This is a genomic window from Paraburkholderia sp. BR13439, assembly GCF_040948805.1.
Taxonomy (GTDB): domain Bacteria; phylum Pseudomonadota; class Gammaproteobacteria; order Burkholderiales; family Burkholderiaceae; genus Paraburkholderia; species Paraburkholderia youngii.
Window position 1 is genome coordinate 98,647 of sequence record NZ_JBFPKN010000007.1, and the last position, 24,839, is coordinate 123,485.

Annotated in this window: 17 protein-coding genes; 5 read left to right on the top strand and 12 right to left on the bottom strand. The window is 67.2% G+C overall.

What is annotated here, in order from left to right:
* Positions 1-23: 23 nt before the first annotated feature.
* From xdhC to AB3X96_RS16160, 5 genes are all read right to left on the bottom strand, one after another.
* Positions 24-1,040: a xanthine dehydrogenase accessory protein XdhC gene (gene xdhC / locus AB3X96_RS16140; RefSeq protein ID WP_176105356.1), complete on the bottom strand. Its 1,017-nt coding sequence runs from the start codon at positions 1,038-1,040 to the stop codon at positions 24-26.
* Positions 1,021-3,534 carry a xanthine dehydrogenase molybdopterin binding subunit gene (xdhB, locus tag AB3X96_RS16145; protein WP_368590484.1) on the bottom strand — a complete coding sequence of 838 codons (2,514 nt, stop codon included), beginning with the start codon at positions 3,532-3,534 and terminating at the stop codon, positions 1,021-1,023. Before xdhB ends, xdhC begins: the two co-directional genes overlap by 20 nt.
* The gene (gene xdhA / locus AB3X96_RS16150) at positions 3,534-5,072 is read right to left on the bottom strand and encodes a xanthine dehydrogenase small subunit (protein ID WP_368590485.1); all 1,539 of its coding nucleotides are present in this window, start codon (positions 5,070-5,072) and stop codon (positions 3,534-3,536) included. Before xdhA ends, xdhB begins: the two co-directional genes overlap by 1 nt.
* A gap of 321 nt (positions 5,073-5,393) precedes the next feature.
* The gene (locus tag AB3X96_RS16155) at positions 5,394-5,903 is read right to left on the bottom strand and encodes a disulfide bond formation protein B (RefSeq protein WP_176105359.1); all 510 of its coding nucleotides are present in this window, start codon (positions 5,901-5,903) and stop codon (positions 5,394-5,396) included.
* A gap of 94 nt (positions 5,904-5,997) precedes the next feature.
* Positions 5,998-7,377, bottom strand: coding sequence for an amidase (locus tag AB3X96_RS16160; RefSeq protein WP_368590486.1), 1,380 nt, complete (start codon positions 7,375-7,377; stop codon positions 5,998-6,000).
* A 213-nt stretch (positions 7,378-7,590) separates the two neighbouring features.
* On the opposite strand from AB3X96_RS16160, the gene AB3X96_RS16165 reads away from it, so the two are divergent.
* Positions 7,591-9,348: a cation:proton antiporter gene (locus AB3X96_RS16165; RefSeq protein ID WP_368590487.1), complete on the top strand. Its 1,758-nt coding sequence runs from the start codon at positions 7,591-7,593 to the stop codon at positions 9,346-9,348.
* A 127-nt stretch (positions 9,349-9,475) separates the two neighbouring features.
* Positions 9,476-10,927, top strand: coding sequence for a gamma-glutamyl-gamma-aminobutyrate hydrolase family protein (locus AB3X96_RS16170; protein ID WP_368590488.1), 1,452 nt, complete (start codon positions 9,476-9,478; stop codon positions 10,925-10,927).
* A gap of 77 nt (positions 10,928-11,004) precedes the next feature.
* Here AB3X96_RS16170 and AB3X96_RS16175 read toward each other — a convergent pair whose 3' ends face one another.
* A complete protein-coding gene (locus AB3X96_RS16175) occupies positions 11,005-11,976 on the bottom strand; it encodes a hypothetical protein (RefSeq protein WP_368590489.1) in 972 nt (323 codons plus the stop codon).
* Positions 11,977-12,155: 179 nt separating this feature from the next.
* Entirely contained in the window at positions 12,156-12,680 is a 525-nt protein-coding gene (locus AB3X96_RS16180) for an N-acetyltransferase family protein (RefSeq protein WP_368590490.1), read from the bottom strand.
* Between the two features lie 326 nt (positions 12,681-13,006).
* On the opposite strand from AB3X96_RS16180, the gene AB3X96_RS16185 reads away from it, so the two are divergent.
* The gene (locus tag AB3X96_RS16185) at positions 13,007-14,308 is read left to right on the top strand and encodes an MFS transporter (RefSeq protein WP_368590491.1); all 1,302 of its coding nucleotides are present in this window, start codon (positions 13,007-13,009) and stop codon (positions 14,306-14,308) included.
* A 76-nt stretch (positions 14,309-14,384) separates the two neighbouring features.
* Here AB3X96_RS16185 and AB3X96_RS16190 read toward each other — a convergent pair whose 3' ends face one another.
* On the bottom strand, positions 14,385-16,232 hold the full coding sequence (locus AB3X96_RS16190) for a tetratricopeptide repeat protein (RefSeq protein ID WP_368590492.1): 1,848 nt from the start codon (positions 16,230-16,232) through the stop codon (positions 14,385-14,387).
* 191 nt (positions 16,233-16,423) lie between these two features.
* On the opposite strand from AB3X96_RS16190, the gene AB3X96_RS16195 reads away from it, so the two are divergent.
* Positions 16,424-18,118, top strand: a complete 1,695-nt coding sequence (locus tag AB3X96_RS16195; protein ID WP_368590493.1) for an FAD-dependent monooxygenase — start codon at positions 16,424-16,426, stop codon at positions 18,116-18,118.
* Between the two features lie 75 nt (positions 18,119-18,193).
* Here AB3X96_RS16195 and AB3X96_RS16200 read toward each other — a convergent pair whose 3' ends face one another.
* From AB3X96_RS16200 to AB3X96_RS16215, 4 genes are read right to left on the bottom strand one after another with little or no spacing between them, the layout of a single operon-like run.
* Positions 18,194-18,448, bottom strand: coding sequence for a formate dehydrogenase subunit delta (locus tag AB3X96_RS16200; RefSeq protein WP_176369260.1), 255 nt, complete (start codon positions 18,446-18,448; stop codon positions 18,194-18,196).
* 8 nt (positions 18,449-18,456) lie between these two features.
* Positions 18,457-21,441 (bottom strand): formate dehydrogenase subunit alpha, encoded by a 2,985-nt coding sequence (gene fdhF / locus AB3X96_RS16205; RefSeq protein WP_368590494.1) that lies wholly within the window; start codon positions 21,439-21,441, stop codon positions 18,457-18,459.
* A gap of 15 nt (positions 21,442-21,456) precedes the next feature.
* Positions 21,457-23,031, bottom strand: coding sequence for a formate dehydrogenase beta subunit (locus tag AB3X96_RS16210; RefSeq protein ID WP_368590495.1), 1,575 nt, complete (start codon positions 23,029-23,031; stop codon positions 21,457-21,459).
* Positions 23,028-23,513, bottom strand: coding sequence for an NAD(P)H-dependent oxidoreductase subunit E (locus AB3X96_RS16215; protein WP_368590496.1), 486 nt, complete (start codon positions 23,511-23,513; stop codon positions 23,028-23,030). The genes AB3X96_RS16210 and AB3X96_RS16215 overlap by 4 nt, the downstream gene beginning before the upstream one ends.
* Positions 23,514-23,647: 134 nt before the next feature.
* Between AB3X96_RS16215 and AB3X96_RS16220 the strand changes: the two genes are divergently transcribed.
* Positions 23,648-24,727 (top strand): substrate-binding domain-containing protein, encoded by a 1,080-nt coding sequence (locus AB3X96_RS16220; RefSeq protein ID WP_368590497.1) that lies wholly within the window; start codon positions 23,648-23,650, stop codon positions 24,725-24,727.
* The last annotated feature ends 112 nt before the right edge of the window (positions 24,728-24,839 follow it).

Below are 24,839 nucleotides of genomic sequence, written 5' to 3' on the forward strand. Positions count from 1 at the left end.
TAGTGAGCGGTGCGGCTCGCGGATCAGACCGACTGCGTCGCGTGGCGCGCGCCCGCGTTCGCCTCGACCGCCTGCAATACCTGCGCGGCCGCCGAGATCGCGATGACCTCGGGCGACTTGTCGACGATGCCCTCGACGCCGAGCGGACACTTCATCCGCGCGATCCGCGCCGGATCGATGCCGTGCGCCGCGAGCCGGTGCTCGAACTGCTTGCGCTTGGTGTGCGAGCCGATCATGCCGAAGAACGCGAAATCGCCGCGCCGCAGGATGCGCTCGGCCAGGTCGAGATCGCGCGCGTGGTTGTGCGTCATCACGATGAAGTACGTGTTCGGCGCGGCCTGATCGATCGCTTCGTCGGGTGCGTCGTTCGCGTCGATCGTCACGTTCGGCGCATGCAGCGTATCGAGCGGCGGAAACTGCGCGTCGCGCTCGTCGACCCAGCGTACCGTGCAGGGCAGCGTCGCGAGCACGCGCACGAGCGCCGCGCCGACGTGACCGGCGCCGAACAGCACGACGGCGAATTCGCCCGGCGCAATGGTTTCGGTCAGGAGCGCGCTGCTATCGTCGAAACCGGCGCCGTCCCACAGCAGACAGTCGGCTCCGTCGATGCCGGGCTCGGGCTCGGACAGCATCACCGCATCCGGCGCGGGGCCGAATGATACGCTACGGACCGTCGATTGCCCCGCCGCGAGGCGCTTGGCGAGCGACGCGAGCCAGCCGAGATCGCCGACGTCGAGCCGCTCGAATGCGAGGACCACGGCGCCGCCGCAGCACTGCCCGAGGCTCGGCCCCAGCGCGAAGCGTTCGAGCCGCCGCATGTGCGGTGCGCGCATGCCGTCGCGCAGCACCTGGCGCGCGGTCTCGATCGCCTTCCATTCGAGGTGGCCGCCGCCGATCGTATGCCTGGCCGCCTCGCGCGTGACAATCATCTTGGTGCCGGCTTCGCGCGGCGCCGAACCTTCGACGCGCGCGACCGTCACCAGCACGGCGGCGTCGCCATGCGCGAGCAGATGTTGCAGGTCAGTGAGCCAGGCTTGCATCCGGCGATTCTCCTTGCGGGGCCGCGTCGGGTGTCGGCGCGGCGGATGGCGTGGGGGTGTCGGCGCTGTCGGGGTGCGTGGCGGCTTCGGTCGGGTCTGCGTGCTGCGACGCGTCCGACGCGCTCAACGCGTCCAGCGCGTCGAGTATCGCCTCGGGCGTGGCCGGCGCGCGCAACAGCGGAGCATGTTGTGCGCCCGGCACCGCGGCTGCGATCGCGTCGCGAATCGCGAGAAACACCGAGAACGGCAGCAGCAACGGCGGCTCGCCTACGGCCTTCGAGCGGAACACGGTCGGCTCCGCATTGCTGTTGTCGTAGAGCCGCACGTGGAACGCGGCGGGCGTGTCGCTGACCGCGGGAATCTTGTACGTCGACGGCGCGTGCGTCATCAGGCGGCCGTCGCGGTTCCACCACAGCTCTTCGGTGGTGAGCCAGCCCATGCCCTGAATGAAGCCGCCTTCGATCTGGCCGAGATCGATCGCCGGATTGATCGATTGGCCCGCGTCGTGCAACACGTCCGCGCGCACGAGTTTCCACTCGCCGGTCAGCGTATCGACGACGACCTCCGACACCGCCGCGCCATACGCGAAGTAATAGAACGGATGACCGGTCAGCGTCTTCGCATCCCAATGCACTTTCGGCGTCGCGTAGAAGCCGTCCGACCACAACTGCACGCGCGCGAGATACGCGGCGTTGACGAGCTGTTCGAACGGCAGCGCGCCACCGTTCACCGATACGCTGCCGCGCGCGAACTGCACGTCGCTCGCGTCGCCGCCGAGCTGGCGCGCCGCGACCGCGGCGAGCCGTGCGCGGATCGTCTGCGCGGCGGCAACGGCTGCCATGCCGTTCAGATCGCTACCAGTGGAAGCCGCGGTCGCGGAGGTGTTGGCGATCTTCGATGTATCGGTCGCCGTCACCCGCACGCGCGATAGCGGCAAGCCGAACTGATTCGCGACCACCTGCGCGACCTTCGTGTTGAGCCCCTGGCCCATCTCGGTGCCGCCGTGATTGACGAGCACGGAGCCGTCCTTGTACACGTGCACGAGCGCACCGGCCTGATTCAGGAACGGCACGTTGAACGAGATGCCGAACTTGACCGGCGAAAACGCGAGGCCGCGTTTGAGCACGGGACTTTTCGCATTGAATTCGGCGAGCGCCGCGCGCCGCGCGCGGTAGTCGCTCGAAGCAAGCAGCGCGTCGGTCAGCGGCGCGATGATGTTGTCTTCGACACGCTGTCCGTATGGCGTCGTATCGCGTTCGCCGACGCCGTAGTAATTCGCGAACCGTACGTCGAGCGGATCGAGCCGCAACTCGCGCGCGATGCCGTCGAGCAGCACCTCCATCACGAGCGCGCCCTGCGGTCCGCCGAAGCCGCGAAACGCGGTGTTCGACTGTGTATTGGTCTTGCAGCACAGCGCGACGATATCGACGTCGGGCAGGTAGTACGCGTTGTCGAAGTGGCACACGGCGCGCGTCGCGACCGCGCCCGACAGATCCGCGGAGTAGCCGGCGCGCAGCGCGATTTCGACGCGCACGCCGAGCAGGCGGCCCTGATCGTCGAAGCCCGCCTCGTATTCGTAGACCGCGTCGTGGCGCTTGCCGGTGATCAGGAAGTCGTCGTCGCGATCGGCGCGCAGCTTGACCGGCCGACGCAAGCGTTGCGCCGCGAGCGCGGCCACGCACGCGAATAGCGCCGATTGCGATTCCTTGCCGCCGAAGCCGCCGCCCATGCGCCGGCATTCGCACACGACGTTATGCGCGGGCCAGTCGAGCATATGCGCGACCACTTGCTGCATTTCGCTCGGATGCTGCGTCGAACTGTAGACGAGCATGCCGTCCATCTCCTTCGGCACCGCATAGGCGATCTGGCCTTCGAGATAGAACTGCTCCTGGCCGCCGACCTCGAACGTGCCGGCCAGCCGATGCGGCGCGGCGGCGATCTTCGCGTCCGGATCGCCGCGCCGCAGATGCAGCGGCGGCAGCACGAACTGTTTCGCGGCTTTGGCATCGGCGGCGGTAAGGATCGCGTCGAGCGGCTCGTAGCGGATCACGTCGTCGCTTTTCGCGAGCGCGGCCGCGCGGCGGGCGAGTTCGTGAGTTTCGGCGATCACCGCGAAGACCGGCTGGCCGAGGTACAGCACTTCGCCGTCGGCGAGAATCGGATCGTCGTGCAGCACCGGGCCGCAATTGTTTTCGCCGGGGATATCGTCGGCGCTCAGCACCGCGATCACGCCGGGCGCGTTTCTGACCGCGTCGAGATCCATCGACACGATCCGCGCATGCGCATGGCGCGATAGGCCGAGCGCCGCGTGCAGCGTGCCGTGCAGCTCGGCGATATCGTCGGTGTAGGTCGCTTCGCCGCTCACGTGCAGCGCGGCGGATTCGTGCGGCAGCGGCACGCCGATCGACGCGCTACTACTGCCATCGTTAGGCGTCGCCTCGCGTTGATCGGCACGCTCGCCCGCGCGTTCGATAAAGGCATCGGTCCGGTTCATCACGGCGACTCCTTCGCGACGGCTGTGTCCGCTTCGAACGCGAACGCGTTGACGTCGCAGAGCGCGAGCGGCGCGTCGTCGCGCGTTTCGAGGTAGAAGCGCCACAGCAGATTGCGCGCGACCTTCAGCCGATACGCGCTCGATGCGCGCATGTCGGTGAGCGGCTGGTAGTCGGCGGCGAGCGCGTCCATCGCGCGACGGGCGGTTTGTTCGTTCCACGCCGCGTCTTCGAGCGCGGCTTCGGCATGCGCGGCGCGCTTCGGTGTCGCCGCCATGCCGCCGAACGCGACGCGCGCCGCGCGGATCGTGCCGTCTTGCGCGACGTGCAGCGCAAACGCCGCGCACACCGCCGAGATGTCCTGGTCGTAACGCTTCGCCACCTTGTAGGTGCGAAACCGCAGCGCGCCTGCCGGGCGCGGCACGCGCAGCGCGCTGACGAATTCGCCGGCCACGAGCGCGGTCTTCTGATAGCCGAGGTAGAACGCGTCGAGCGGCAGCGTGCGGGTCGTGCGATCGCGGCGCAGTTCGACCTCGGCGCCGAGCGCGAGCAGTGCCGGCATCGAATCGCCGATCGGCGAGCCGTTCGCGACGTTGCCGCCGAGCGTGCCCGCATTGCGGATCGGCAGCGAGGCGAAGCGCGTCCATAGTTCGGCGAGCTCGGGGTAGTCGGCGGTGAGCGCCGCGTACGCGTCTTCGAGCGTGGCCGCCGCGCCGATCGTCAGCGTTTGCGCGTCCCGGGCGATCGTCTTCAACTCGGCGACGTTGCCGATGTACAGCAGGTCGCCGAGATCGCGAAACTGCTTGGTGACCCACAAGCCGACGTCGGTGCTGCCCGCGACGATGCGCGCATCCGGATACTGCGCGCGCAGCGTCGCGAACGCGTCGAGCGTGAGCGGGGCGTGGAAGGTGGGCGAGCCGAACGCGGCGCCGCGGGCGTCGGGCGCGCTGTATTCGAACGTGTCTTTGCGTTGCAGCGTGCGCAGCGTGACGGCGATCGCATCGCGATCGAGCGCGACACGCGGATGCTGCGCGTAGTCGAACATCTTCTGCGCGGCATCGATGATCGGCCGGTAGCCGGTGCAGCGGCACAGATTGCCGGACAGCGCGGCGTCGATTTCGTCGCGGGTCGGCAGGCCGGCGCTGGCGGGCTGGTTCTCGTAGAGCGCCCACATCGACATCACGAAGCCGGGTGTGCAGAAGCCGCATTGCGAACCGTGACAGTCGACCAGCGCCTGCTGCACCGGATGCAGCGCGCCGTTCGCGGCGCGTAGGTCTTCGACGGTGAAGAGGGCGCGGCCGTCGAGCGTCGGCAGGAACTGGATGCAGGCGTTGACCGCCTTCAGCGCGAGCGCGCCGCGCACGTCGAGTTCGCCGATCACGACCGTGCACGCGCCGCAGTCGCCTTCCGCGCAGCCTTCCTTGGTGCCGGTGCAGCGCAGATCCTCGCGCAGGTGCTGCAGCACGGTGCGCGTCGCCGGAACGCCCGCGACCTCGCGGACGGACCCCTGGTGATAGAAGCGGATGGTTTGCGTTGTCATGGCGAATCGGAAGACAGTGCGGACCGGGCGCGCGTTACGCATGGGGTCGCAAAAGCCGGCCTCGCGCACGTAGATCGCCATCCATACCCGAAGATAGCACTACCCCGGCCCGAAAATATTTCCCGCGTCGCATGAAGCTCATGCGGCGGCGATCATGATCCTGGTACGATTCGCGCGGCAGCGAGAAGTTGCGTGCGCGGGGCGGGGGGCGACGACAATGGTGCGCGATCGGTGGACATCGCGCAGAAAAAAACGCCGGACACCGGTGGCCCAAGCATGGGCGACACGAAGTCCGGCGTCATTGGCAATGCGGATCGGTCGTCAGGACACCCGATGGCGATTGCGCACCAGGCTCAGCACCAGCGCGACGAACGCGACGATGAACGCGACCCCCGACCACATTGGCAGCGTCAGCCCTAGAATCGGCGGATATGCGGTTTCGCACAGGCCCGCGACCTTGAACACGCTCGGCAGCCAGTGCGCGGGCGGCAGGCTGTCAACGATCGGCTGCAGCTCGTCGAAGCCGCAGCTGAAGCCAGGATTCGCCTGGATATACACATGGCGCGCGGCGGTCGCGATGCCGGCGAGCGCCGACAGCGCCGCCATCACTTCGAGCAGGCGCACGCCGCGCCAGTTCTTGAAGCGCGCGCCGAGGAACGCGAAGATCGCGATCAGCAGAAAGAAATAGCGCTGGATGATGCACAGCGGACACGGGTCTTCGCGCAGGCCGAACTGCAGGTACAGCGCACCGCCCACGAGGGCGAGACAGATCAGGCCGAGCAGATTCAGCAGGGTGCGCTCGCGGCGCAGCATCGCGGAGTCGTTAGTCATGGATCTTCGATTGGTCTGGAGACGATAGAGCGGGTGCCGGCGATTCTAGCGCGAACGCCTTTCGCGCCGCTTCTCGCCTGACGATTGCCGCGCTTTAACGGATCGCTTTCAACACCGCCTCGGCCGCGCGGCCGATTGCGAGCAGCGCGTCGTCGGCGTACGGCGCGCCCGCCAGCATCAGGCCGACCGGCGCGTCGCCGCGCAGATGGCACGGCAGCGACAGCGCGCAGCTATCGAGGAAGCTGAACGCACTCGGGTTGCGCAGGATCAGCGCGTTAGTGTGGCCGAACGTGTCGTCGTCGTTGATCAGGTCGGCGAGGCGCGGCGGCACGACCGGCACGGTGGGCGCGACGACCGCATCGAAACGCTGCCACAGCGTGCGCGCGGCTTCGTCGAGCATCGCGGCGCGCTCGGCGAGCAGGTCCAGATAGTCGACCGCGGTGGCCGGCTGTCCTTTCATGATGCGCACGAGCACGCGCGGGTCGTACTGCTCGCGATGCTTGTCGAGCAGCGGGCGATGCCACGCATACGCCTCGATCGGCGCAAAGCCGAAGCGGTTGATTTCCGGCAGGCGGTCGAGCGGCGCGAAGCGCACCTCGCTGACGATCGCGCCGGCCGCCTCAAGGTGCTTGAGCGCGGTGTCGATCGCGCGCGCGACTTCGGGCTCGACACCGTCGGTCACGAAGTTGGTCAGCACGCCGAGACGCACGCCTTCGAGCGGCCGCGCGGCCGGGATGCGCGGCTCGAGCCCGGCGAGCATCCGGTCGACCAGCGCGCAGCAGGCGACCGATACACCGATCGGCCCGAACGAATCGAGCGTCGACGACAGCGGCACGCCGCCCTGTTTCGGGATGCGCGCGGCGGTCGGCTTGAAGCCGGTCAGCCCGCACAACGCGGCTGGAATGCGGATCGAGCCGCCGGTGTCGGTGGCGAGCGCGACCGCCGCCATGCCGTCGGCGACCGATGCCGCCGCGCCCGACGACGAGCCGCCCGAAACCCGCTCGTCGCCCTTCACGCCGCGCCGGTACGGCGACAACGGATGGCCGTAGTGCGGATTCAGGCCGAGCCCGGAAAACGCGAACTCGCTCATGTTGGTGCGCCCGACGATCACCGCGCCGGCCCGCTTCAGCCGCGCGACCGCGACCGCGTCGGCTTTCGCGGCTGGCGCACCGGCGAGCACGACGGAGCCCGCGCGGGTCGGCTGGCCTTCGATGTCGAACAGGTCCTTGACCGATACCGGAATCCCGGCGAGCGGCGACAGCACGGTGCCGGCCGCGCGCAGGCGGTCGTGCGCGTCGGCGGCGGCGCGCGCGGCATCGGCGTCGACGTGCATGAAGACGGCGGCGCCCTGGCCGGCGGGGTCGGCGATCCGGTCGAGCGCGGTTTCGACGAGCGCGCGGCTGGTGGTGCGGCCGGCGGCGAGATCGGCGGCAAGCTGGGCAAGCGGCGGGAACGGAGCGAAGTCTGTGGCCATGATGTCGGTAGAGATCCGGTTGAGCGCGGCTCGGGCGCATGAGCGGGGCGGTGTCGAGCCAACGGAAAGGTCCGTCCGCATTGTAGAGCAAGGTTTTGCGGCCGAGCGGCCGGCTAGGGCCGGCGCGGCGCGGCGCGCGAATTCGCCAAAAACATCGCCGGCCCGTTTGTTACACTGCGCCTTCCGAGATTACCGTTTGTAAGGAAAACGCTCATGCACCATGGCATTGGCTTCATCCAGGATCTGGCCGTCGTGATGGCGCTGGCGGGCGTCGTCACCGTGCTGTTCCATCGCCTGAAGCAGCCGGTGGTGCTCGGCTATATCGTGGCCGGCGTGATCATCGGACCGTACACGCCGCCGTTCCAGCTGATCCATGACGAACAGACGATTCAGACGCTCGGCGAGCTGGGCGTCGTGTTCCTGATGTTTTCGCTGGGCCTCGAATTCAGCCTGCGCAAGCTGTTCAAGGTCGGCGCGACGGCGATCGTCGCCGCGCTGTCCGAGATCGTGCTGATGCTGTGGATCGGCTACGCGATCGGCAATGCATTCGGCTGGAGCCCGATGGATTCGCTGTTCCTCGGCGCGATCCTCGCGATCTCGTCGACGACGATCATCGTGAAGGCGCTGTCCGACCTCGGACTCAAACGCGAAAGCTTTGCCCAGCTCGTGTTCGGTATCCTGATCGTCGAAGACATTCTCGGCATCGCGATGCTCGTGCTGCTGACCGGCATCGCGCAGACCGGGCAGTTGTCGGCCGGGCTCGCGGCCGTCACGCTCGGCAAGCTGCTGCTGTTCATGACGGTGTCGCTGCTGGTCGGCGTGCTGCTCGTGCCGCGCGCGCTGAACTACGTCGCGCGCACCGGCAGCAGCGAGATGATGCTCGTGTCCGTGCTCGGCTTCTGCTTCGGCTTCTGTCTGCTGGTCGTCAAGCTCGATTACAGCATCGCGCTCGGCGCATTTCTGATCGGCGCGATCATGGCCGAGTCACGCCATCTGCATCGGATCGAGCATCTGATCGCGCCGCTGCGGGACGCGTTTTCCGCGATCTTCTTCGTGACAATCGGACTGATGCTGAACCCGGCCGTGATACTCGACTACGGATGGCCGATCGCCGTGATCACGTTCGCGGTGATCGTCGGCAAGATCGTGTCGTGCGGGCTCGGCGCGTTTCTGTCGGGGCAGGACGGACGCACGTCGATGCGCGTCGGCATGACCGTGTCGCAGATCGGCGAGTTCTCGTTCATCATCGCGACGCTCGGTTTGACGTTGAAGGTGACGAGCGGGTTTCTGTATCCGGTCGCGGTCGCCGTGTCGGCGTTGACCACGCTGACGACCCCCTATCTGATCCGCGTCGCCGATCCGCTGACGCGCCGCATCGCGAATGCGATGCCCGCCACGTTATCCAACGCGTTCGGCATGTACGGGCAATGGCTGCGCAGTTTGGTCACGGCGCGCAGCGAGCCGACGCTGATCAGCATGACGCGGCGCATCGTCGTGCAGATCGCGGTGAATCTCGCGCTCATCGCGGCGATTTTCCTGGTCGTGTCGTATAGCGCGCCGCATAGCGGCCGGCTGCTCGCGCACTGGCTCGACGATGAGCCATTGCAACGCGTCGTGCAGTGGAGTGTCGCGCTGGTGGTGTCGCTGCCGTTCCTCGTAGCCGTGTATCGCAAGACCAAGTCGCTCGCGCTGCTGCTCGCCGAAGTCAGCGTGCAGCCGACTGCCGCCGGGCGCTTCACCAGCGCGCTGCGTCACGCGATCGCCGACCTCGTGCCGATTGTGTCGATGATCGGCGTGTTTCTGCTGGTGGCGGCGCTGTCGGGCAGCATCCTGCCGCCGACGGGCCTGCTCGTCGCGGTGCTCGTGTGCGCCGCGCTGCTGCTCACGCTCGTGTGGCGATGGTGCGTGAAGATTCACGCGTCGATGCAGATCGCGCTGCGGGAGACTTTCGACGAGCGGCCAGACCCTTGATTCAGCGGGTTTGTGTAAAGCTTCGCAACAATGTGAGTAATTGTTTGCGGGTTTGCCGGGCCTGCTGCACTGACGGATAATCAGGGCATATTCATTCGTTCGCGCGGAAGGCGCCCGTCCGACAGTCATGAGCGACAAACCCGAAAACGCCGGCACGACCGGCAGTCCACCGCCGAGCTCGCCCGCGCCGAGCGGCACGCCGGCCGCACCGGCCCCCTCGCTTCCTCCGTCGCATGAAGATGCCATCCAGTCGGCCGCCAAAGACACGAGCCCGGCCGCCGATGAGGCGACCGCGAGGTCGTCGACCGACGATCCGATCAGCGCATCGTCAGTCACTCGCGAAGATCCGCGCACGGCCCGGCTGCGCGACGCGATGGAGGCACGCAGCGCCGCCGCCGAATCGACCGCGCGCCAGGAAGCCGCGGTGCACGAGCGCGAAGCGCGGCGCGCCGGCACGCACACCGGCCGCGCGACCACGCTGAAACCCGAGCCAGCCGTCAAACCGACGGCAACCGCCGGCGAGCCTCTAGTGGGTGGCGGCCTCAGCGCCGCGGACGTCGCCACCGACGGCGAAATCGCCACCGAGGAAACCGCCGCGCCCACGGCGCGGGCGCCCGGCTCGCCGCCGCCCGGATTTGGCGCGGCACCCGATTTCAGCGCCACCAATCCGCCTCCGCCCAACGCGCTTCCGCCGTCGCCGCCGCGTTATCTGAAGCAGAGCGATTCGGCGTGGAGTGTGTTCGGCCGTATCGTCGCGGCGCGCGCGCGGCAGCTGTTCGACCGCGCGGGGCAGCGGATCACGCAGCGCACGCTGCGCATCGGCGTGTCGGCGCGCATCTTCCACCCGGAACCGGGCGCGAAGGGCTTGCGCGGCAAGACGCTGCAGTATCTGGAAGAGTCGATCGCGCACTGGGTGATGTCGCGCGACGTGCTGGTATTCATGATCCCGACCGTCGGTCATCAGGGCATGCTGCACCCGAGCAACATCCGTCTGCGCGACTATGCGAAGCATCTCGACGGCCTGCTGCTGCAAGGCGGCGCCGACGTGTCGCCGCAGACCTACGCGGAAACGGCGAGCAGCCACGAATGGCCCGGTGACCGCGTGCGCGACATGTACGAGCTCGAACTGCTGCACGAGTTCGTCGAATCGGGCAAGCCGGTGCTCGGCGTGTGCCGCGGCTGCCAGCTGATCAACGTCGCGTTCGGCGGCACGCTGTATCAGGACATCGCGACCGATGTGCCTACCGCGAACGCCCACGTCAACGAGAACTACGATCAGCACCGGCATGGCGTGCATTTTCCCGATGGTTCGACGCTGCTGAACATGTTCCCCGGACGACGCGACGCGATCGTCAACTCGATCCACCATCAGGCGGTGAAGACGCTGGGCCGCGATCTGAATATCGAGGCGGTGTCGGCGTCGGACGGCATCATCGAGGCCGTGCGCTATCGGCGGGCGCCGTTCGTGATGGGCGTGCAGTGGCATCCGGAGTTTCATCGCGCGGGCGGGCCGGAGCTCCTCGATTGCACGCCGTTGCTCGATACGTTCCTGCGGGTCGCGCGGGAGACCCGGTTTTAAGCAGGGCGGGTTCGCGTTGGCCCGACGGGGCCGAGCCATCCATTTGACGCACTGCCACGCTATGTGGCTGGCGGCGATCATTGCGTGAATTGTTCCGGGATTTCGGTGACGCGTCGCTGCGATATGTGATTCATCCACTCGGTGCTGTCCGCCGGCCGATCGTTCGACACGGTGGGGCGCGGCAGCGGCGCGGCGTCGCGTGAAGACATCATCGCGAAGGTTGTCAGATCGGCGTATTCGTCATCGCCGAACCGGGTTCGATCGCGCGCTTCATGCGACGACTCGTTTGCGGCATGGCGATTTACCGAAAGCGGACGCGTTTGCGCGCGAAGCGCACGACGCGCAGGCGCGGAGTGAATCGCATCACGCGGCGTGCGCGGATTTCGCGTGGTGTTGCGCTGAGGCAAAGCCGCTATGGGCGCGGGTGCAGCGGCGGCCACGTCGACAGGTAATGGCGGAAGCACAGCCGCCGGTGTGACGGCATCGGCAATCACCGGCGCATCGCGATGCGGCATCAAAGCCTGCGCCGACTTCAGCATCTCGGAGGCCATCTGCCGCGGCGTCAGAGGCTGATCGACGATCCACCACACTAGCGCCGCGACGCAGCCGACTACCCCGGCACTCGCCGCGACCGTACGTCGATTCCAAACTGAGCGCCGTTGCGCGATTCGCGGCGAGCGGGCCTTGAGCGCGATACGCATTGGACCCTGAGGCACCTTCCGTTGCATGGCGGGACGCCTCACCGTCGCGGTATGCGCCGCTTCCGCGGCATGCTGCGTGGCGTCCGCGACCGCAGCCTCGGCCGGACGCTTGACGCCGCTCAGCGCGCCCTCGATCGACACCCACTGCCCATACGACAGCAACGGCTGATCCTCGACGCAGACGGTGCGCAGCAGCGCGGCATACAGCGAATCGAGTCCGGCTCGCCAGCACTGAGCGTCCGGCAGCAACGCCCAATCGCGGCCGAACCGTTCGGAAAGTTGATTGAGCGGACGGAGAGGGGGAAGGGCGAATGCGCCTTCGATCAAGGTGAGCGGCGTGCTGGTCATCGGTTTCTTCCGGTGTCTCGTGACAGGACGACCGGCGAGGCAGGGACGGAATCTGTAGGGGACCGATGAAGCCATCGGCGACAGAATATCGTGCCTCGAAACTACCTTGTCCACCGTTCAGATCACTCCGAAAACGGGGACATCACGGGTATTCGCTTCGCGCAGCCCAACTGCGGTGCTCAGGGCTTCAACCGGTACACGTAGCGCAGCGCGGTGATATCGACGCCGCCCATATGGTCGGGCTCCGCGCCGACCAACTGCCAGCCGTGCCGCTCGTAAAAGCCGATCGCGGCCGTATTGCCCTCGAGCACGTACAGATATAGCTGTGCCTCGCCTTGGGCGCGGGTCCAGTCAACGGCTGCGTTCATCAGTGTTTTGCCGACGCCGATGCCCTGATAACCGGGCAGCGCATGCAGGTTGTCGAGCAGCACGCCCCATGCGGACTCGGGCTGTCGCTCGACACACACGAAGCCGATCGGCTCGCCGGCCAATTCGGCAATCAGCACGATGCGGCGCTCGCCGCCCGGCGCGCCGAGACGCGCTTCCCAATAGGCGGCGCGTTCGCGCGTGACTTCGCCGTCGAGGAACGCGTCGGGCAACAGACCGCGATAGGTCGCCTGCCAGCTGGCGCTGTGGATCGACGCGATCAACGCGGCGTCCTCGAGCGTGGCGGGGCGCAGGGAAAGAGCAGGGGTGGTTTGCATCTGAGTAATCAACTGAATGGCGTGCGCGGGCAGTCTACCGCCGCCCGCAGGTGTCGCGCGTAAGCAAACTGTATGCGTTTCGCGTCGACCTTATCAGCAGTAACATTACGTGGCATCGGCCCCGCATCAAGCTCAGCGTTTACCCTGATCCCGGATGAACGCCGTGGACAGCAGGATGCGGCGCCCCCGGGTGCGCTTCCCTAATCGATAACCGCGTGTCCGCCTGTGCGATCCGCTTGCTAATCGCGGTGGATCGTTCCAACTGCCCGCTCGTCACCGTCCGCGTCGATCCGTCCGACTGGGCGGCAGGCCTCTCCGAGAGTGTCATGTCTACCGCGACCCACGCCGCTTCCAATACCAAAGAATCCAAGGTCAAGACAGTGTTCCGCGTCGTCAGCGGCAACTTTCTTGAGATGTACGACTTCATGGTCTATGGCTACTACGCTTCCGCGATCGCCAAGACCTACTTTCCGAGCGGCAGCGATTTCGCGTCGCTGATGCTGTCGCTGTCCGTGTTCGGCGCGGGCTTCCTGATGCGTCCGCTCGGTGCGATCGTGCTCGGCGCCTACATCGACCATCACGGCCGTCGCAAAGGCCTGATCCTCACGCTGAGCCTGATGGCGCTCGGCACGCTGACGGTCGCGACGATACCGGGCTACGCGACCATCGGGCTCGTGGCGCCCGTGCTCGTGCTGCTCGGCCGGCTGCTGCAAGGTTTCTCGGCCGGCGCCGAGCTCGGCGGCGTGTCGGTGTATCTGTCGGAGATCGCGACGAAGGGCAACAAGGGCTTCTATTGCTCGTGGCAGTCGGGCAGCCAGCAGGTCGCGGTGGTATTCGCCGCGCTGATCGGCGTGACGCTCAACAAGATCTTGCCCGCCGACCAGATGTTCGCGTGGGGCTGGCGCGTGCCGTTCCTGATCGGCTGTCTGATCGTGCCGTTCCTGTTCATCATCCGCCGCTCGCTGCAGGAGACCGAGGAGTTCACGGCTCGCAAGCATCGTCCGGGCATGGGCGAGATCCTGAAGTCGATGGCCGCGAACTATCCCGTAGTGCTGGGCGGCATGGGCATGGTCGTCATGACGACCGTGTCGTTTTACATGATCACGGCTTATACGCCGACCTTTGGCAAGGAGGTGCTGAAGCTGACGGCGATCGACGCGCTGGTCGTCACCGTCTGCGTCGGTATCTCGAACCTGATCTGGCTGCCGGTGTCGGGCGCGTTGTCCGATCGTATCGGCCGCCGTCCTGTGCTGCTCGCGTTCACGATCCTGACGATCCTCACCGCGTATCCGGCGCTGCAATGGCTCGTCGCCGAGCCGTCGTTCGCGCGTCTGCTCGCCGTGCAGCTGTGGCTGTCGTTCCTGTATGGCTGCTACAACGGCGCGATGGTCGTCGCGCTGACCGAAGTGATGCCGGTCGAAGTGCGGACCGCCGGCTTCTCGCTCGCGTACAGTCTCGCGACGACGATCGGCGGCTTCACGCCGGCCATCGCCACGCTGCTGATCCACGTGACCAACAACAAGGCGGCGCCGGGTCTCGTCCTCGGCGTGGCGGCGATCTGCGGTCTGCTCGCGACGCTGTTCCTGTATCGCACGCCGGAGGCGCGCAATCAGTATCGGGCGGCCTGACGGGTTCGCCCGATGTTCTGAAAGCAAAACCCCGCGAAAGCGGGGTTTTTGCTTGTTGGCGGAGCGTGGTCCGTCGCTACCCGTGGCGCAATTCGTTGGCGACCACTTCGACGACTTCATCCCACGCGCCCGGCCGCGGCTGACGCACCAGCGTCGCGCCCGGATACCACGGGCTGCGGGTGTCGCCGTCGAACCAGCGCCAGTCGGCGGCGAACGGCAGCATCAGCCACAGCGGCTTGCGCAGCGCGCCGGCAAGGTGCGCGATCGAGGTGTCGATCGACACCACCGCGTCGAGCCGCTCGACGATCGCCGCGGTATCCGCGAAGTCGCCGATGCGCTGGTCGAAGCGATGGATCGCGGCCGCGCGCGGATGTGCGTCGAGCGCCGCGCGTTCGTCGTCGGACAGATCGGGCTGCAGCACGATCCAGTCGATGCCGTCGAGCGCGAACAGGGGCTCCAGCGCGGCGAGCGGCATCGTGCGGGTTTCGTTGCGCTGGATGCGCCCTGACCACGCGAGCCCGATTTTGCGCTTCGCCTGACCGCCGAGCGAGCCGCGCCATTTGCGGCGATAGGCCGGCGGCACGCGCAGATAGGGCGTGGGCGCGTCGATCGTGTCATAGCGCGTGCCGAGCGCGAGCGGCAGGCTCAGCAGCGGAATCTGCAGATCGGCGGCGGGGCGCGGCTGGCCCTGCGCGATCAGCGAGACGCGCCACGCCTGCGCGACGGGCGCGAGCAGCGGCACCAGCTGCGCCTGCACTTCGAGCACGACGCGCGCGGCGCGTTGCGTGGCGAGCGGCACGAAGCGCACGAATTGCAGCGTGTCGCCGAAACCCTGTTCGGCATGGATCAGCAGCGTGCACTCGTCGATTGACTCGCCGTGCCAGCGCGGCAGCGTCTGGATCGCCGGTTGCGCGACGGTTTGCAGGCGCCATTCGTATTCGGGCAGACCGCGCTCGAAGTCGCGCATCGCAAGCCACGCGAGCGCTCGGTTCAGATGCGCGGACGCGAGGTCGGGGCGCAGCCGCAACGCCTGATCGAGCGCGCGCACCGCGGCCGCGTGCGCGCCGAGCGCCTGGTGCGCGGTGCCGAGCGCGAGCCACGCGAGTGCGAATTGCGGGTCGAGTCCGACCGCGCGCTCCAGATACGGCAAGGCCTGTTCGGCCCGGCCGAGCGCCGCGAGCGCATTGCCCATGCCATAGATCGCGGGCGGCAGGTTCGGCTGCAGCCGCAGCGCCGCTTCGAATGACGCGACTGCCTGCGCATGTCGGCCGGTCGCATCGAACGTGTTCGCGAGGTTGAAGTGCGCGGCGACGAAGCGCGGCTCGGCGGCGAGCGCGGCCTCGAAGCAGGGCACCGCTTCGTTCGGCCGATCGAGCGCGTTCAGCGACATGCCCATGTTGTTCAGCGCGCCCGCGTGACCGGGGCGCAGTTCGAGCGCGCGCCGGAACGACGCGATCGCGTCCGCGTGACGGCCGAGCGCGTGCAGCGCATTGCCGAGATTGTTGTGCGACGACGCGTCATCCGGCTGCAGGCGCAGCGAGCGTTCGAACGCATCGGCGGCGTCTTCGTGACGGCCCAGCGACGCGTATGCGTTGCCGAGGTTGTAGTGCGCCATCGGGAACGTCGGCGCGAGCGTCAGCGCGTTGCGGAACTGCTCGATCGCGGCGTCGATCTGGCCGAGCGCCTTCAGCGCATTGCCGAGGTTCAGCTGCAGCGCCGCGTCTTCGGGGCGCAGGTCGACCGCGCGCCGCACGAGCGCCGCGGCTTCGGCGTGCTGGCCCTGCTGGTGGCGCAGCACGCCGAGCAGGTGCAGCGCATCGACATGGCTGGGGTCGTGGTCGAGCGTGGCGCGGTAGCCGCGTTCGGCGTCGTCGAGGCGGCCGTCACGATGCGCCGCGAACGCGCGGTCAAATACAGGTTGCATGACGGGGAGGGCATTCGGATCAATCAGACTGGGCCGCATTTTCCCATACTTGCGCAAGGGGGCCGGATTTGGGCGGCTCGCAGGCGCCTCTGCAGCGCCGCGGGGTCCCTTCTGCGCGATTGATGCAGCGCACCGGTGTGCGCGAGGGCGGCGGCGTACACTAGAACGCATTGTTGCCTCCGGAGTTCCGCATGGACGCTGCCGCCTACGACGCGTCGCCGGTGCTGATCGTCGGGGCCGGTCCCACTGGACTTGCCGCAGCGATGAGTCTCGCGCGTGCTCACATCCCCGTGCGTCTGATCGACAAGGCGCCGCAGCCGAACCCTTACTCGCGCGCGATCGGCATTCAGGCACGCACGCTCGAGCTGCTCGAGCAGCATCGGCTGATCGAGCCGTTTCTCGAACTCGGCCATCGCGCGCGCGTCGCGAATCTGTTTTCGAACGGCATGCGGCTTGCGCAGCTCGATTTCGACCCGCTGCACACGCGCTATCCCTATCTGCTGTTTCTCGACCAGTCGGTGACGGAGCGGCTTCTCACCGAGCATCTGGCGACGCTCGGCGTGAAGGTCGAGCGCGGCGTCGAACTGATGGCGTTCATGCAAGGCTCCGCGAGCATTCAGGCGACCCTGCGCCGCGCGGACGGCCATACGGAAGGCATGCGCCCGTCATACATGATCGCCGCCGACGGCGCGCATAGCTCGATTCGCCATCGCCTCGGCCTGAACTTCGAGGGCAAGACCTTCGAGCAGACCTTCCTGCTCGCTGACCTGCACGCGGAAACCGACTGGCCCGACGACGAGTTCCAAATCTTCGCGTCGGGCGACGGTCTCGTCGCGCTGTTTCCGATGGGCCACGGCCGTCATCGACTGATCGCCGATCATGCGGTCGAGCCGTCCGGCGCCGCCGCCCCGTCCGCCACCCCCGCAGTGCCGTCGCTCGAACAATGCAAGGCGCTGATCGCGCGACGCGTGCGCGAGCGCGTCGACGTGTCCGAGCTCGCGTGGTCGGCGTATTTCCACGTGAATAGCCGGATGGTCGATCGGCTGCGCGTGGGCCGTATCTTCCTCGCCGGTGACGCCGCACACGTGCACAGCCCCGCCGGCGCGCAAGGCATGAACACCGGCATCCAGGAAGCGCTCAATCTCGGCTGGAAGCTCGCGCGCGTGATCGGCGGCGCGGCGCCGGATCGTCTGCTCGACACGTACCACGTCGAACGGCATCCGATCGAGCGCGAGGTGCTGCGGCAGACCGGCTTCATCACGCAGATGGCCGAGGCCGCTCACGGTCCGCTGAAGCTGCTGCGCGAGCGCGTGATGCCGGTGCTGGCCGCGCTCGGGCCGCTGCGCGATGCCGCGCGCGCAACGATCAGCGAGCTGTCGATCCAGTACCGACGCAGTCCGCTGACGCTCGAGCGCGTGCTCGACGGCGGCCCGCGCGCGGGCGAGCGCGCGCCGGATGCGCTGGTGCATGTCGTCGACGGTCCGCTCGGGCGCGCGCCCGGCGTTGGCTGCATTTTCGATCTGCACGATCCGGCGTTCTTCTCGCTGTTTCTGCTGGTGCCGCCGCTGCCCGTCGATGGCACGCCGCTCGATCCGGCCGCGAAGCATGCGGCGCCGCCGGACCCGCAGGTGGAAAAGCTCGCCGCCGAGGTCGAGCGGCTGCTGCCGAACGCGGTGCGGATCTGGCGCGTCACCGATACGAGCGGCGACGGCGGCCCGGCGCTGTCCGAATCGTATGGGCGCACGCGGCCGTCGTTTTATCTGGTGCGGCCCGATGGCTATATCAGCGCGCGCGGACGCACCGGCTCGGACCTGCACGGTCTCGTACGGCACTGCGAGGCGTGGTTTGCGGTGGGGGGAGAGATACACGAGCAGGCGACGCTGTGATCAGGGTCGCCTGTTGCGCGGCAGCGGATTTCGCCGCCGTGCCACGGTGGTTGAGGAAATGGCCTAAGTCTAAGCCTAAGCCGCCGACGCCTGGGCCGGCGTCAACTTCTCGCGATACCTGACGATCGCCTCGCGCGTGAAGTTCGTTAGCGCGATGCCATAGGTGTCCGGCGCTTCGTCGAGGGTTGCGAGCAGCGCGCGACGCATGCGCGGCTCCCAGAAGCGGCGGATGTGTTCGGCGACGCCGGTCAGCGCTTCCTCGTGGTCGGGCATCGACTCGAAGAAGTCGCCGATCCGGTTCGCCATGTCGATCAGATTCCGATTATCCATGGCTCGCCTCACTTGCCGGCGGTAACGGCCGCGGCCGAATCGGCCTGCTCGCGCCGTTTCAGCAGATCGAGCTGTTCGCTACTGAAGCGCGAATAGGCCTTCTGCCATTGCGACGGCTGCTCGACCGGCATCACCTGCACCGCGGTCACCTTGTATTCGGGGCAGTTGGTCGCCCAGTCGGAGCTGTCGGTCGTGATCACGTTCGCGCCCGATTCGGGGAAGTGGAACGTCGTATAGACGACGCCCGGCTGCATGCGCTCCGTCACCTTCGCGCGCAACACGGTCTGCCCCGCGCGCGATTCGATGCCGACCCAGTCGCCGGTCTTGATACCGCGTTCCTCCGCATCGTCCGGATGCAGTTCGAGCCGGTCTTCGTCATGCCAGAGCGAGTTGTCGGTGCGGCGCGTCTGCGCGCCGACGTTGTACTGCGACAGGATGCGGCCGGTCGTCAGCAGCAGCGGATACTTGCGCGTGACCTTCTCCGGCGAGGCGATGAACTTCGTGATCACGAACCTGCCCTTGCCGCGCACGAAGGTACCGACGTGCATCGTCGGCGTGCCGTCGGGCGCGTCCTCGTTGCACGGCCACTGGATGCTGCCCAATTCGTCGATCTTCTGGAACGACACGCCGTGGAAGGTCGGCGTGAGCCGTGCGATTTCGTCCATGATCTCGGACGGATGGGTGTAGTCCATCTCGTAGCCGAGCGCGCGCGACAGCAGCTGCGTGACTTCCCAGTCCGCGTACCCGCCGAGCGGCGGCATCACCTTGCGCACGCGCGAGATGCGGCGCTCGGCATTGGTGAACGTGCCGTCCTTTTCGAGGAACGACGAGCCGGGCAGCAGCACGTGTGCGTACTTGGCGGTCTCGTTCAGGAAGATGTCCTGCACGACGATGCATTCCATCGACGACAGCGCCGCCGCCACGTGATGCGTGTTCGGGTCCGACTGCACGATGTCCTCGCCCTGACAGTACAGGCCCTTGAAGCTGCCGTGCAGCGCGGCGTCGAACATGTTCGGAATGCGCAGGCCCGGTTCCGGTTGCAGCGTGACGTTCCAGGCGTTTTCGAACTGCGTGCGCACGAGCGGATCGCCGATGTGCCGATAGCCGGGCAGCTCGTGCGGGAACGAGCCCATGTCGCACGAGCCCTGCACGTTGTTCTGGCCGCGCAGCGGATTCACGCCGACACCTTCGCGGCCGATGTTGCCGGTCGCCATCGCAAGGTTCGCGATGCCGATCACCATCGTCGAGCCTTGCGCGTGTTCGGTGACACCGAGGCCGTAGTAGATCGCGGCGTTGCCGGCGCTCGCGTAGATGCGCGCGGCTTCGCGCACCTGTTGCGCGGGCGCGCCGGTTGCCGCTTCGGTCGCTTCCGGCGAGTTCTCCGGCAGCGCGACGAAATCGCGCCACTGCTCGAACGCGCGCGTTTCGCAGCGCTCGGCGATGAACGCTTCGTCGAGCAGGCCTTCGGTGACGATCACATGCGCGAGCGCGTTGACGATCCCGACGTTGGTGCCGGGCCGCAATTGCAGATGACGCGACGCCTTCACGTGCGGCGTATCGACGATGTCGATCCGGCGCGGATCGACCACGATCAGCTTCGCACCCTCGCGCACGCGCCGCTTCAGACGCGAGGCGAACACCGGATGGCCGTCGGTCGGATTCGCGCCGATCACCATGATGACGTCGGCCTTATCGACCGAGGCGAACGTCTGGGTGCCCGCCGATTCGCCGATCGTCGTCTTCAGGCCGTAGCCGGTCGGCGAATGGCAGACTCGCGCGCAGGTGTCGACGTTGTTATTGCCGAACGCGGCGCGCACGAGCTTCTGCACGAGGTACGTTTCTTCGTTCGTGCAGCGCGACGAGGTGATGCCGCCGATCGAATCGCGCCCATGCTTCGCCTGGATGCGACGGAATTCCGATGCCGCGTACGAGATCGCTTCGTCCCAGCTGACTTCGCGCCAAGGGTCGGTGATCTTCGCGCGGATCATCGGCTTCTTGATGCGGTCCTTGTGCGTCGCGTAGCCCCACGCGAAGCGGCCCTTCACGCATGCATGGCCTTCGTTGGCCTGGCCGTTCTTGTGCGGCACCATCCGCACGACCTGATTACCCTTCATCTCGGCCTTGAACGAGCAGCCGACGCCGCAATACGCGCAAGTGGTGACGACCGAGTGCTCGGGCTGGCCGAGCATCACGACGGTCTTTTCCTGCAAGGTCGCGGTCGGGCACGCGGCCACGCACGCGCCGCACGACACGCACTCCGATTCCATGAACGGCTGGTTCTCGCTCGCCGCGACGCGTGATTCGAAGCCGCGTCCGGTGATCGTCAGCGCGAACGTGCCCTGGGTTTCCTCGCACGCGCGCACGCAGCGATTGCAGACGATGCACTTCGACGGGTCGTACGTGAAGTACGGATTCGATTCGTCCTTCCTGTCCTTCAGGTGATTCTCGCCGTCGAAGCCGTAGCGCACTTCGCGCAGGCCGGTCACGCCGGCCATGTCCTGCAGTTCGCAGTCGCCGTTGGCGGGGCAGGTCAGGCAATCGAGCGGATGATCGGAGATGTACAGCTCCATCACGTTGCGACGCAGCGTCTGCAGACGGTCGGTCTGCGTGCGCACCTTCATGCCGGCTTCGACCGGCGTCGTGCACGAGGCCGGATAGCCGCGCCGTCCTTCGATTTCGACCAGACACAGACGGCATGAGCCGAACGGTTCGAGCGAATCGGTCGCGCACAGCTTCGGCACGTTGACGCCGGCTTCGGCCGCCGCGCGCATCACCGACGTGCCGGCGGGCACGGTCACCGCCTGGCCGTCGATTTCGAGCGTCACGTCGACGTCCGAGTGACGCGCGGGGGTGCCGTAGTCGGTGTCGTCGGCGAATGGGCTGGAGGCGCGTGCCATCGCTTGCGACTTGCACGCGCAGTTGCCTGAGCCGCAGCCGCCCCCCAAGGGGACTTCCTTCGGGGCGCCTGCGGGGGAGTTGAACTGGTCGGACATGATGAACTCCTGGAGTCAGGCCGCGGCCGCTTTGGTGGCGTGGTCGGCAGTGGGATCGGCGGCGAGACCGAAGTCTTCAGGGAAATGATCGAGCGCGGACAGTACCGGGAACGGCGTCATGCCGCCCATCGCGCACAGCGAACCGGACACCATCGTGTCGCACAGATCGCGCAGCAGTTGCACCTGACGCGTCGACGTGTCGCCATTACGAATCCGCGCGATCACCTCGACGCCGCGCGTCGAGCCGATCCGGCATGGTGTGCATTTGCCGCACGATTCGAGCGCGCAGAAGTGCATCGCGTATTGCGCGAGCTCGGCCAGGTTCGACGTGTCGTCATGCACGACGAGACCGCCGTGGCCGATCACCGCGCCGACTGCCGCATACGCTTCGTAGTCCATCGGGATGTCCCACTGGCTTTCCGGCAAATATGTGCCGAGCGGACCGCCGACCTGCACCGCGCGCGCCGGTCTGCCACTCGCGGTGCCGCCGCCGAAGTCGTCGAGCAGTTGGCGCAATGTCACGCCGAACGCGAGTTCGACGAGGCCGCCTCGCTTGATGTTGCCGGCCAGTTGGAACGGCAATGTGCCGCGCGAGCGGCCCATGCCGAAGTCCTTATAGAACGCCGCGCCGCGCGCGAAGATGATCGGCACCGTGGCGAGCGTGATCACGTTGTTGATCACGGTGGGCTGGCCGTAGAGACCGACGAGGGCGGGCACCGGCGGCTTCGCGCGGACGATGCCGCGCTTGCCTTCGAGCGATTCCAGCATCGCGGTTTCTTCGCCGCACACGTACGAGCCCGCGCCTTTCGCGACGAACAGCTCGAAGCGCTGCCCGCTCGAGAGCACGCTGTCGCCGAGCCAGCCGGCTGTGCGCGCGCGGGCGATGGCCGCTTCGAGCGTCGCGATCGAGTGCGGGTATTCGCTGCGCACATAGATGTAGCCGACGGTTGCGCCAGTCACGATGCCCGCGATGATCATGCCTTCGATCAGCACGTACGGATCGCTTTCCATCACCAGGCGATCGGAGAAGGTGCCCGAATCGCCTTCGTCGGCATTGCAGACGACGTACTTCTGCGCGGCCTTCGCGCCGCGCACCGTGCGCCACTTGATGCCGGCCGGGAAGGCCGCGCCGCCGCGGCCACGCAGGCCGGATTGGATCAGCGCTTCGCACGCGGCATCGCCGTCGGTTTGCAGCGCGTTGCGTAGGCCTTCGAGGCCGCCGTGTGCGACGTAGTCGTCTATGGACAGCGGGTCGGTGATGCCGATCCGCGCGAAGGTCAGGCGCTGCTGCTTCTTCAGATACGGAACCTCGTCGACCACGCCGACGCGCCGCGCATGCTCGCCGCCGTCGACGAAGCCCGCGTCGAACAACGCAGCGACGTCTTCCACGTCGACATTCGCATAGCCGATGCGGCCTTCGGGCGTCGCGACTTCGACCAGCGGTTCGAGCCACAGCAACCCGCGCGAACCGTTGCGGATCAGTTCGATCGCCATGCCGCGGCGCGCGGCTTCGCTGGCGATGGCTTCGGCAAGCGCATCGGCGCCGAGCGCGAGCGCCGACGAATCGCGCGGAACATAGATGCGCGTCATGCCGGCACCTCCACGCGTTTGCTGGCTGCGGCGAGCAGCGCGTCGAATTTCTGTGGCGTAACGCGTGCGTGCAGCGTGCCGTTGAGCATCATCGCCGGCGACAGCGCGCATTGGCCGAGGCAGTACACCGATTCGAGCTCTACCGTCGCGCCGTCATGGTGACCGGTGTCAAAGCGGCAACCCGTGTGCGCCTCGATGTGCTGGGCGAGCGCCTCGGTGCCCATGCTGCGGCATGCTTCGGCGCGGCACAGCTGTACCGTGACGGGCGCGGCCGGCGTGGTGCGGAAGTGATGGTAGTAGGTGATGACGCCGTGCACTTCCGCGCGCGACAGGTTCAACGCGCGGGCGAGCGGTCCGACTGCGGCAGGTGGCACAAAGCCGAGTTCGTCCTGGATCGCATGCAGGATCGTCATGAGCGTGCGGCCCGGTTGCGCGTGTCGTTGCACGAGCTGATCCGGCGCCGTGGCGAGAGAATCGTCCAAAGTGGGGCTCCTCCAAAGCGATATATGCACTTGTTATTCATAATACGGGCACGTATGCTTCGCTTATTCGATATGGTATAGCCGAAAGATAGGCGGGCTAACCGGCGCGTGCAATAGGAAACGGTCAAACATATATGGTCAGGATCGAATGTCAGGTCGAGCTGGTCGTGAAGGGTGCGGACGGCCGCGAGGCCAGCCTGTCTGACGTGGTGCCGTTACTCGCGCTTGTCGATGAATCTGGCAGCATTGCGCAGGCGGCGGCGCTTAAGGGTTTGTCCTACCGGCACGCTTGGGGTTTGCTGCGCAGCATCGAGGAGCGGCTTGGCGGTCCGCTGATAGCGAAAGAGCGGGGGCGCGGCTCGGTTTTGTCCGACCTCGGACACGCGGTGCTGCGTGGGCAGCGGCTCTGCGGTGAGCGGCTCGACGGCAATCTGCAGGCGCTCGCGAGCGAAGTGGCGAGCGATCTGAACCGCTGGCTCGCGCCCCCCACCGATAACGTGCGCATCCACGCGTCGCACGGTTATGCGGTGGCCGCGCTCGTGACTGCACTGGTCGCCAACGACCTGCCGGTCGAGATCAAGTACCGCGACGGCGCCGACGCGGTCAGCGCGCTCGCGCGCGGCGAGTGCGATCTGGCCGGCTTTCACCTGCCGCTCGGCGAGTTTCGTGCGGTGTGCGCCGATACCTACCGGCGCTGGCTCGATCCGCAACGGCATGTGCTCGTGCATCTGACCCGGCGCAAGCAAGGGCTCTTCATCGGCAAGGGCAATCCCAAGGGAATCGGTGGGCTCGGCGATCTGGCGCGCGACGACATCCGTTTCGTCAACCGCCAGCCCGGCTCGGGTACGCGGATGCTGCTCGATCTCGCGCTGCGACAGATCGGGGTGGACCCGGACCGCGTGAACGGCTATGCGTCGACCGAGCTGACGCACTCCGCGATCGCGGCGTTCGTCGCGAGCGGCATGGCGGACATAGGCTTCGGCGTGCAGCCCGCCGCGCATCATTTCGGGCTCGACTTCATTCCGATCGTCGACGAGGACTATTACTTCGCGTGCGACCGCGCGCACCTGTCACGCGCGCCGCTCGCGACGGTGATCCATCTGTTGCGCGGCAGCGCGTTTCACCATCGTGTCGAGCAGCTCGCCGGCTACGATCCGTGCGACTGCGGCAGGCTCGTCGATCTCGACGAGGGGCTCGGCGGCGCGCTAGCTTAACGGCGGCGTAAGAGCTCGTAATCAGAAACTCGATGGCGCTCGGCGCGCGCTGCTGCGCGGCAAGCCGGTTTCGGCTACTCTCTTGGCTTCGTATCCGCTCTAACCGCGCGGC

What these genes read in the sequence shown, in the direction of transcription:
- xdhC (WP_176105356.1), bottom strand. Translation starts at nt 1,040, where the DNA reads ATGCAAGCCTGGCTCACTGACCTGCAACATCTGCTCGCGCATGGCGAC.
- xdhB (WP_368590484.1), bottom strand. Translation starts at nt 3,534, where the DNA reads ATGAACCGGACCGATGCCTTTATCGAACGCGCGGGCGAGCGTGCCGAT.
- xdhA (WP_368590485.1), bottom strand. Translation starts at nt 5,072, where the DNA reads ATGACAACGCAAACCATCCGCTTCTATCACCAGGGGTCCGTCCGCGAG.
- AB3X96_RS16155 (WP_176105359.1), bottom strand. Translation starts at nt 5,903, where the DNA reads ATGACTAACGACTCCGCGATGCTGCGCCGCGAGCGCACCCTGCTGAAT.
- AB3X96_RS16160 (WP_368590486.1), bottom strand. Translation starts at nt 7,377, where the DNA reads ATGGCCACAGACTTCGCTCCGTTCCCGCCGCTTGCCCAGCTTGCCGCC.
- AB3X96_RS16165 (WP_368590487.1), top strand. Translation starts at nt 7,591, where the DNA reads ATGCACCATGGCATTGGCTTCATCCAGGATCTGGCCGTCGTGATGGCG.
- AB3X96_RS16170 (WP_368590488.1), top strand. Translation starts at nt 9,476, where the DNA reads ATGAGCGACAAACCCGAAAACGCCGGCACGACCGGCAGTCCACCGCCG.
- AB3X96_RS16175 (WP_368590489.1), bottom strand. Translation starts at nt 11,976, where the DNA reads ATGACCAGCACGCCGCTCACCTTGATCGAAGGCGCATTCGCCCTTCCC.
- AB3X96_RS16180 (WP_368590490.1), bottom strand. Translation starts at nt 12,680, where the DNA reads ATGCAAACCACCCCTGCTCTTTCCCTGCGCCCCGCCACGCTCGAGGAC.
- AB3X96_RS16185 (WP_368590491.1), top strand. Translation starts at nt 13,007, where the DNA reads ATGTCTACCGCGACCCACGCCGCTTCCAATACCAAAGAATCCAAGGTC.
- AB3X96_RS16190 (WP_368590492.1), bottom strand. Translation starts at nt 16,232, where the DNA reads ATGCAACCTGTATTTGACCGCGCGTTCGCGGCGCATCGTGACGGCCGC.
- AB3X96_RS16195 (WP_368590493.1), top strand. Translation starts at nt 16,424, where the DNA reads ATGGACGCTGCCGCCTACGACGCGTCGCCGGTGCTGATCGTCGGGGCC.
- AB3X96_RS16200 (WP_176369260.1), bottom strand. Translation starts at nt 18,448, where the DNA reads ATGGATAATCGGAATCTGATCGACATGGCGAACCGGATCGGCGACTTC.
- fdhF (WP_368590494.1), bottom strand. Translation starts at nt 21,441, where the DNA reads ATGTCCGACCAGTTCAACTCCCCCGCAGGCGCCCCGAAGGAAGTCCCC.
- AB3X96_RS16210 (WP_368590495.1), bottom strand. Translation starts at nt 23,031, where the DNA reads ATGACGCGCATCTATGTTCCGCGCGATTCGTCGGCGCTCGCGCTCGGC.
- AB3X96_RS16220 (WP_368590497.1), top strand. Translation starts at nt 23,648, where the DNA reads ATGGTCAGGATCGAATGTCAGGTCGAGCTGGTCGTGAAGGGTGCGGAC.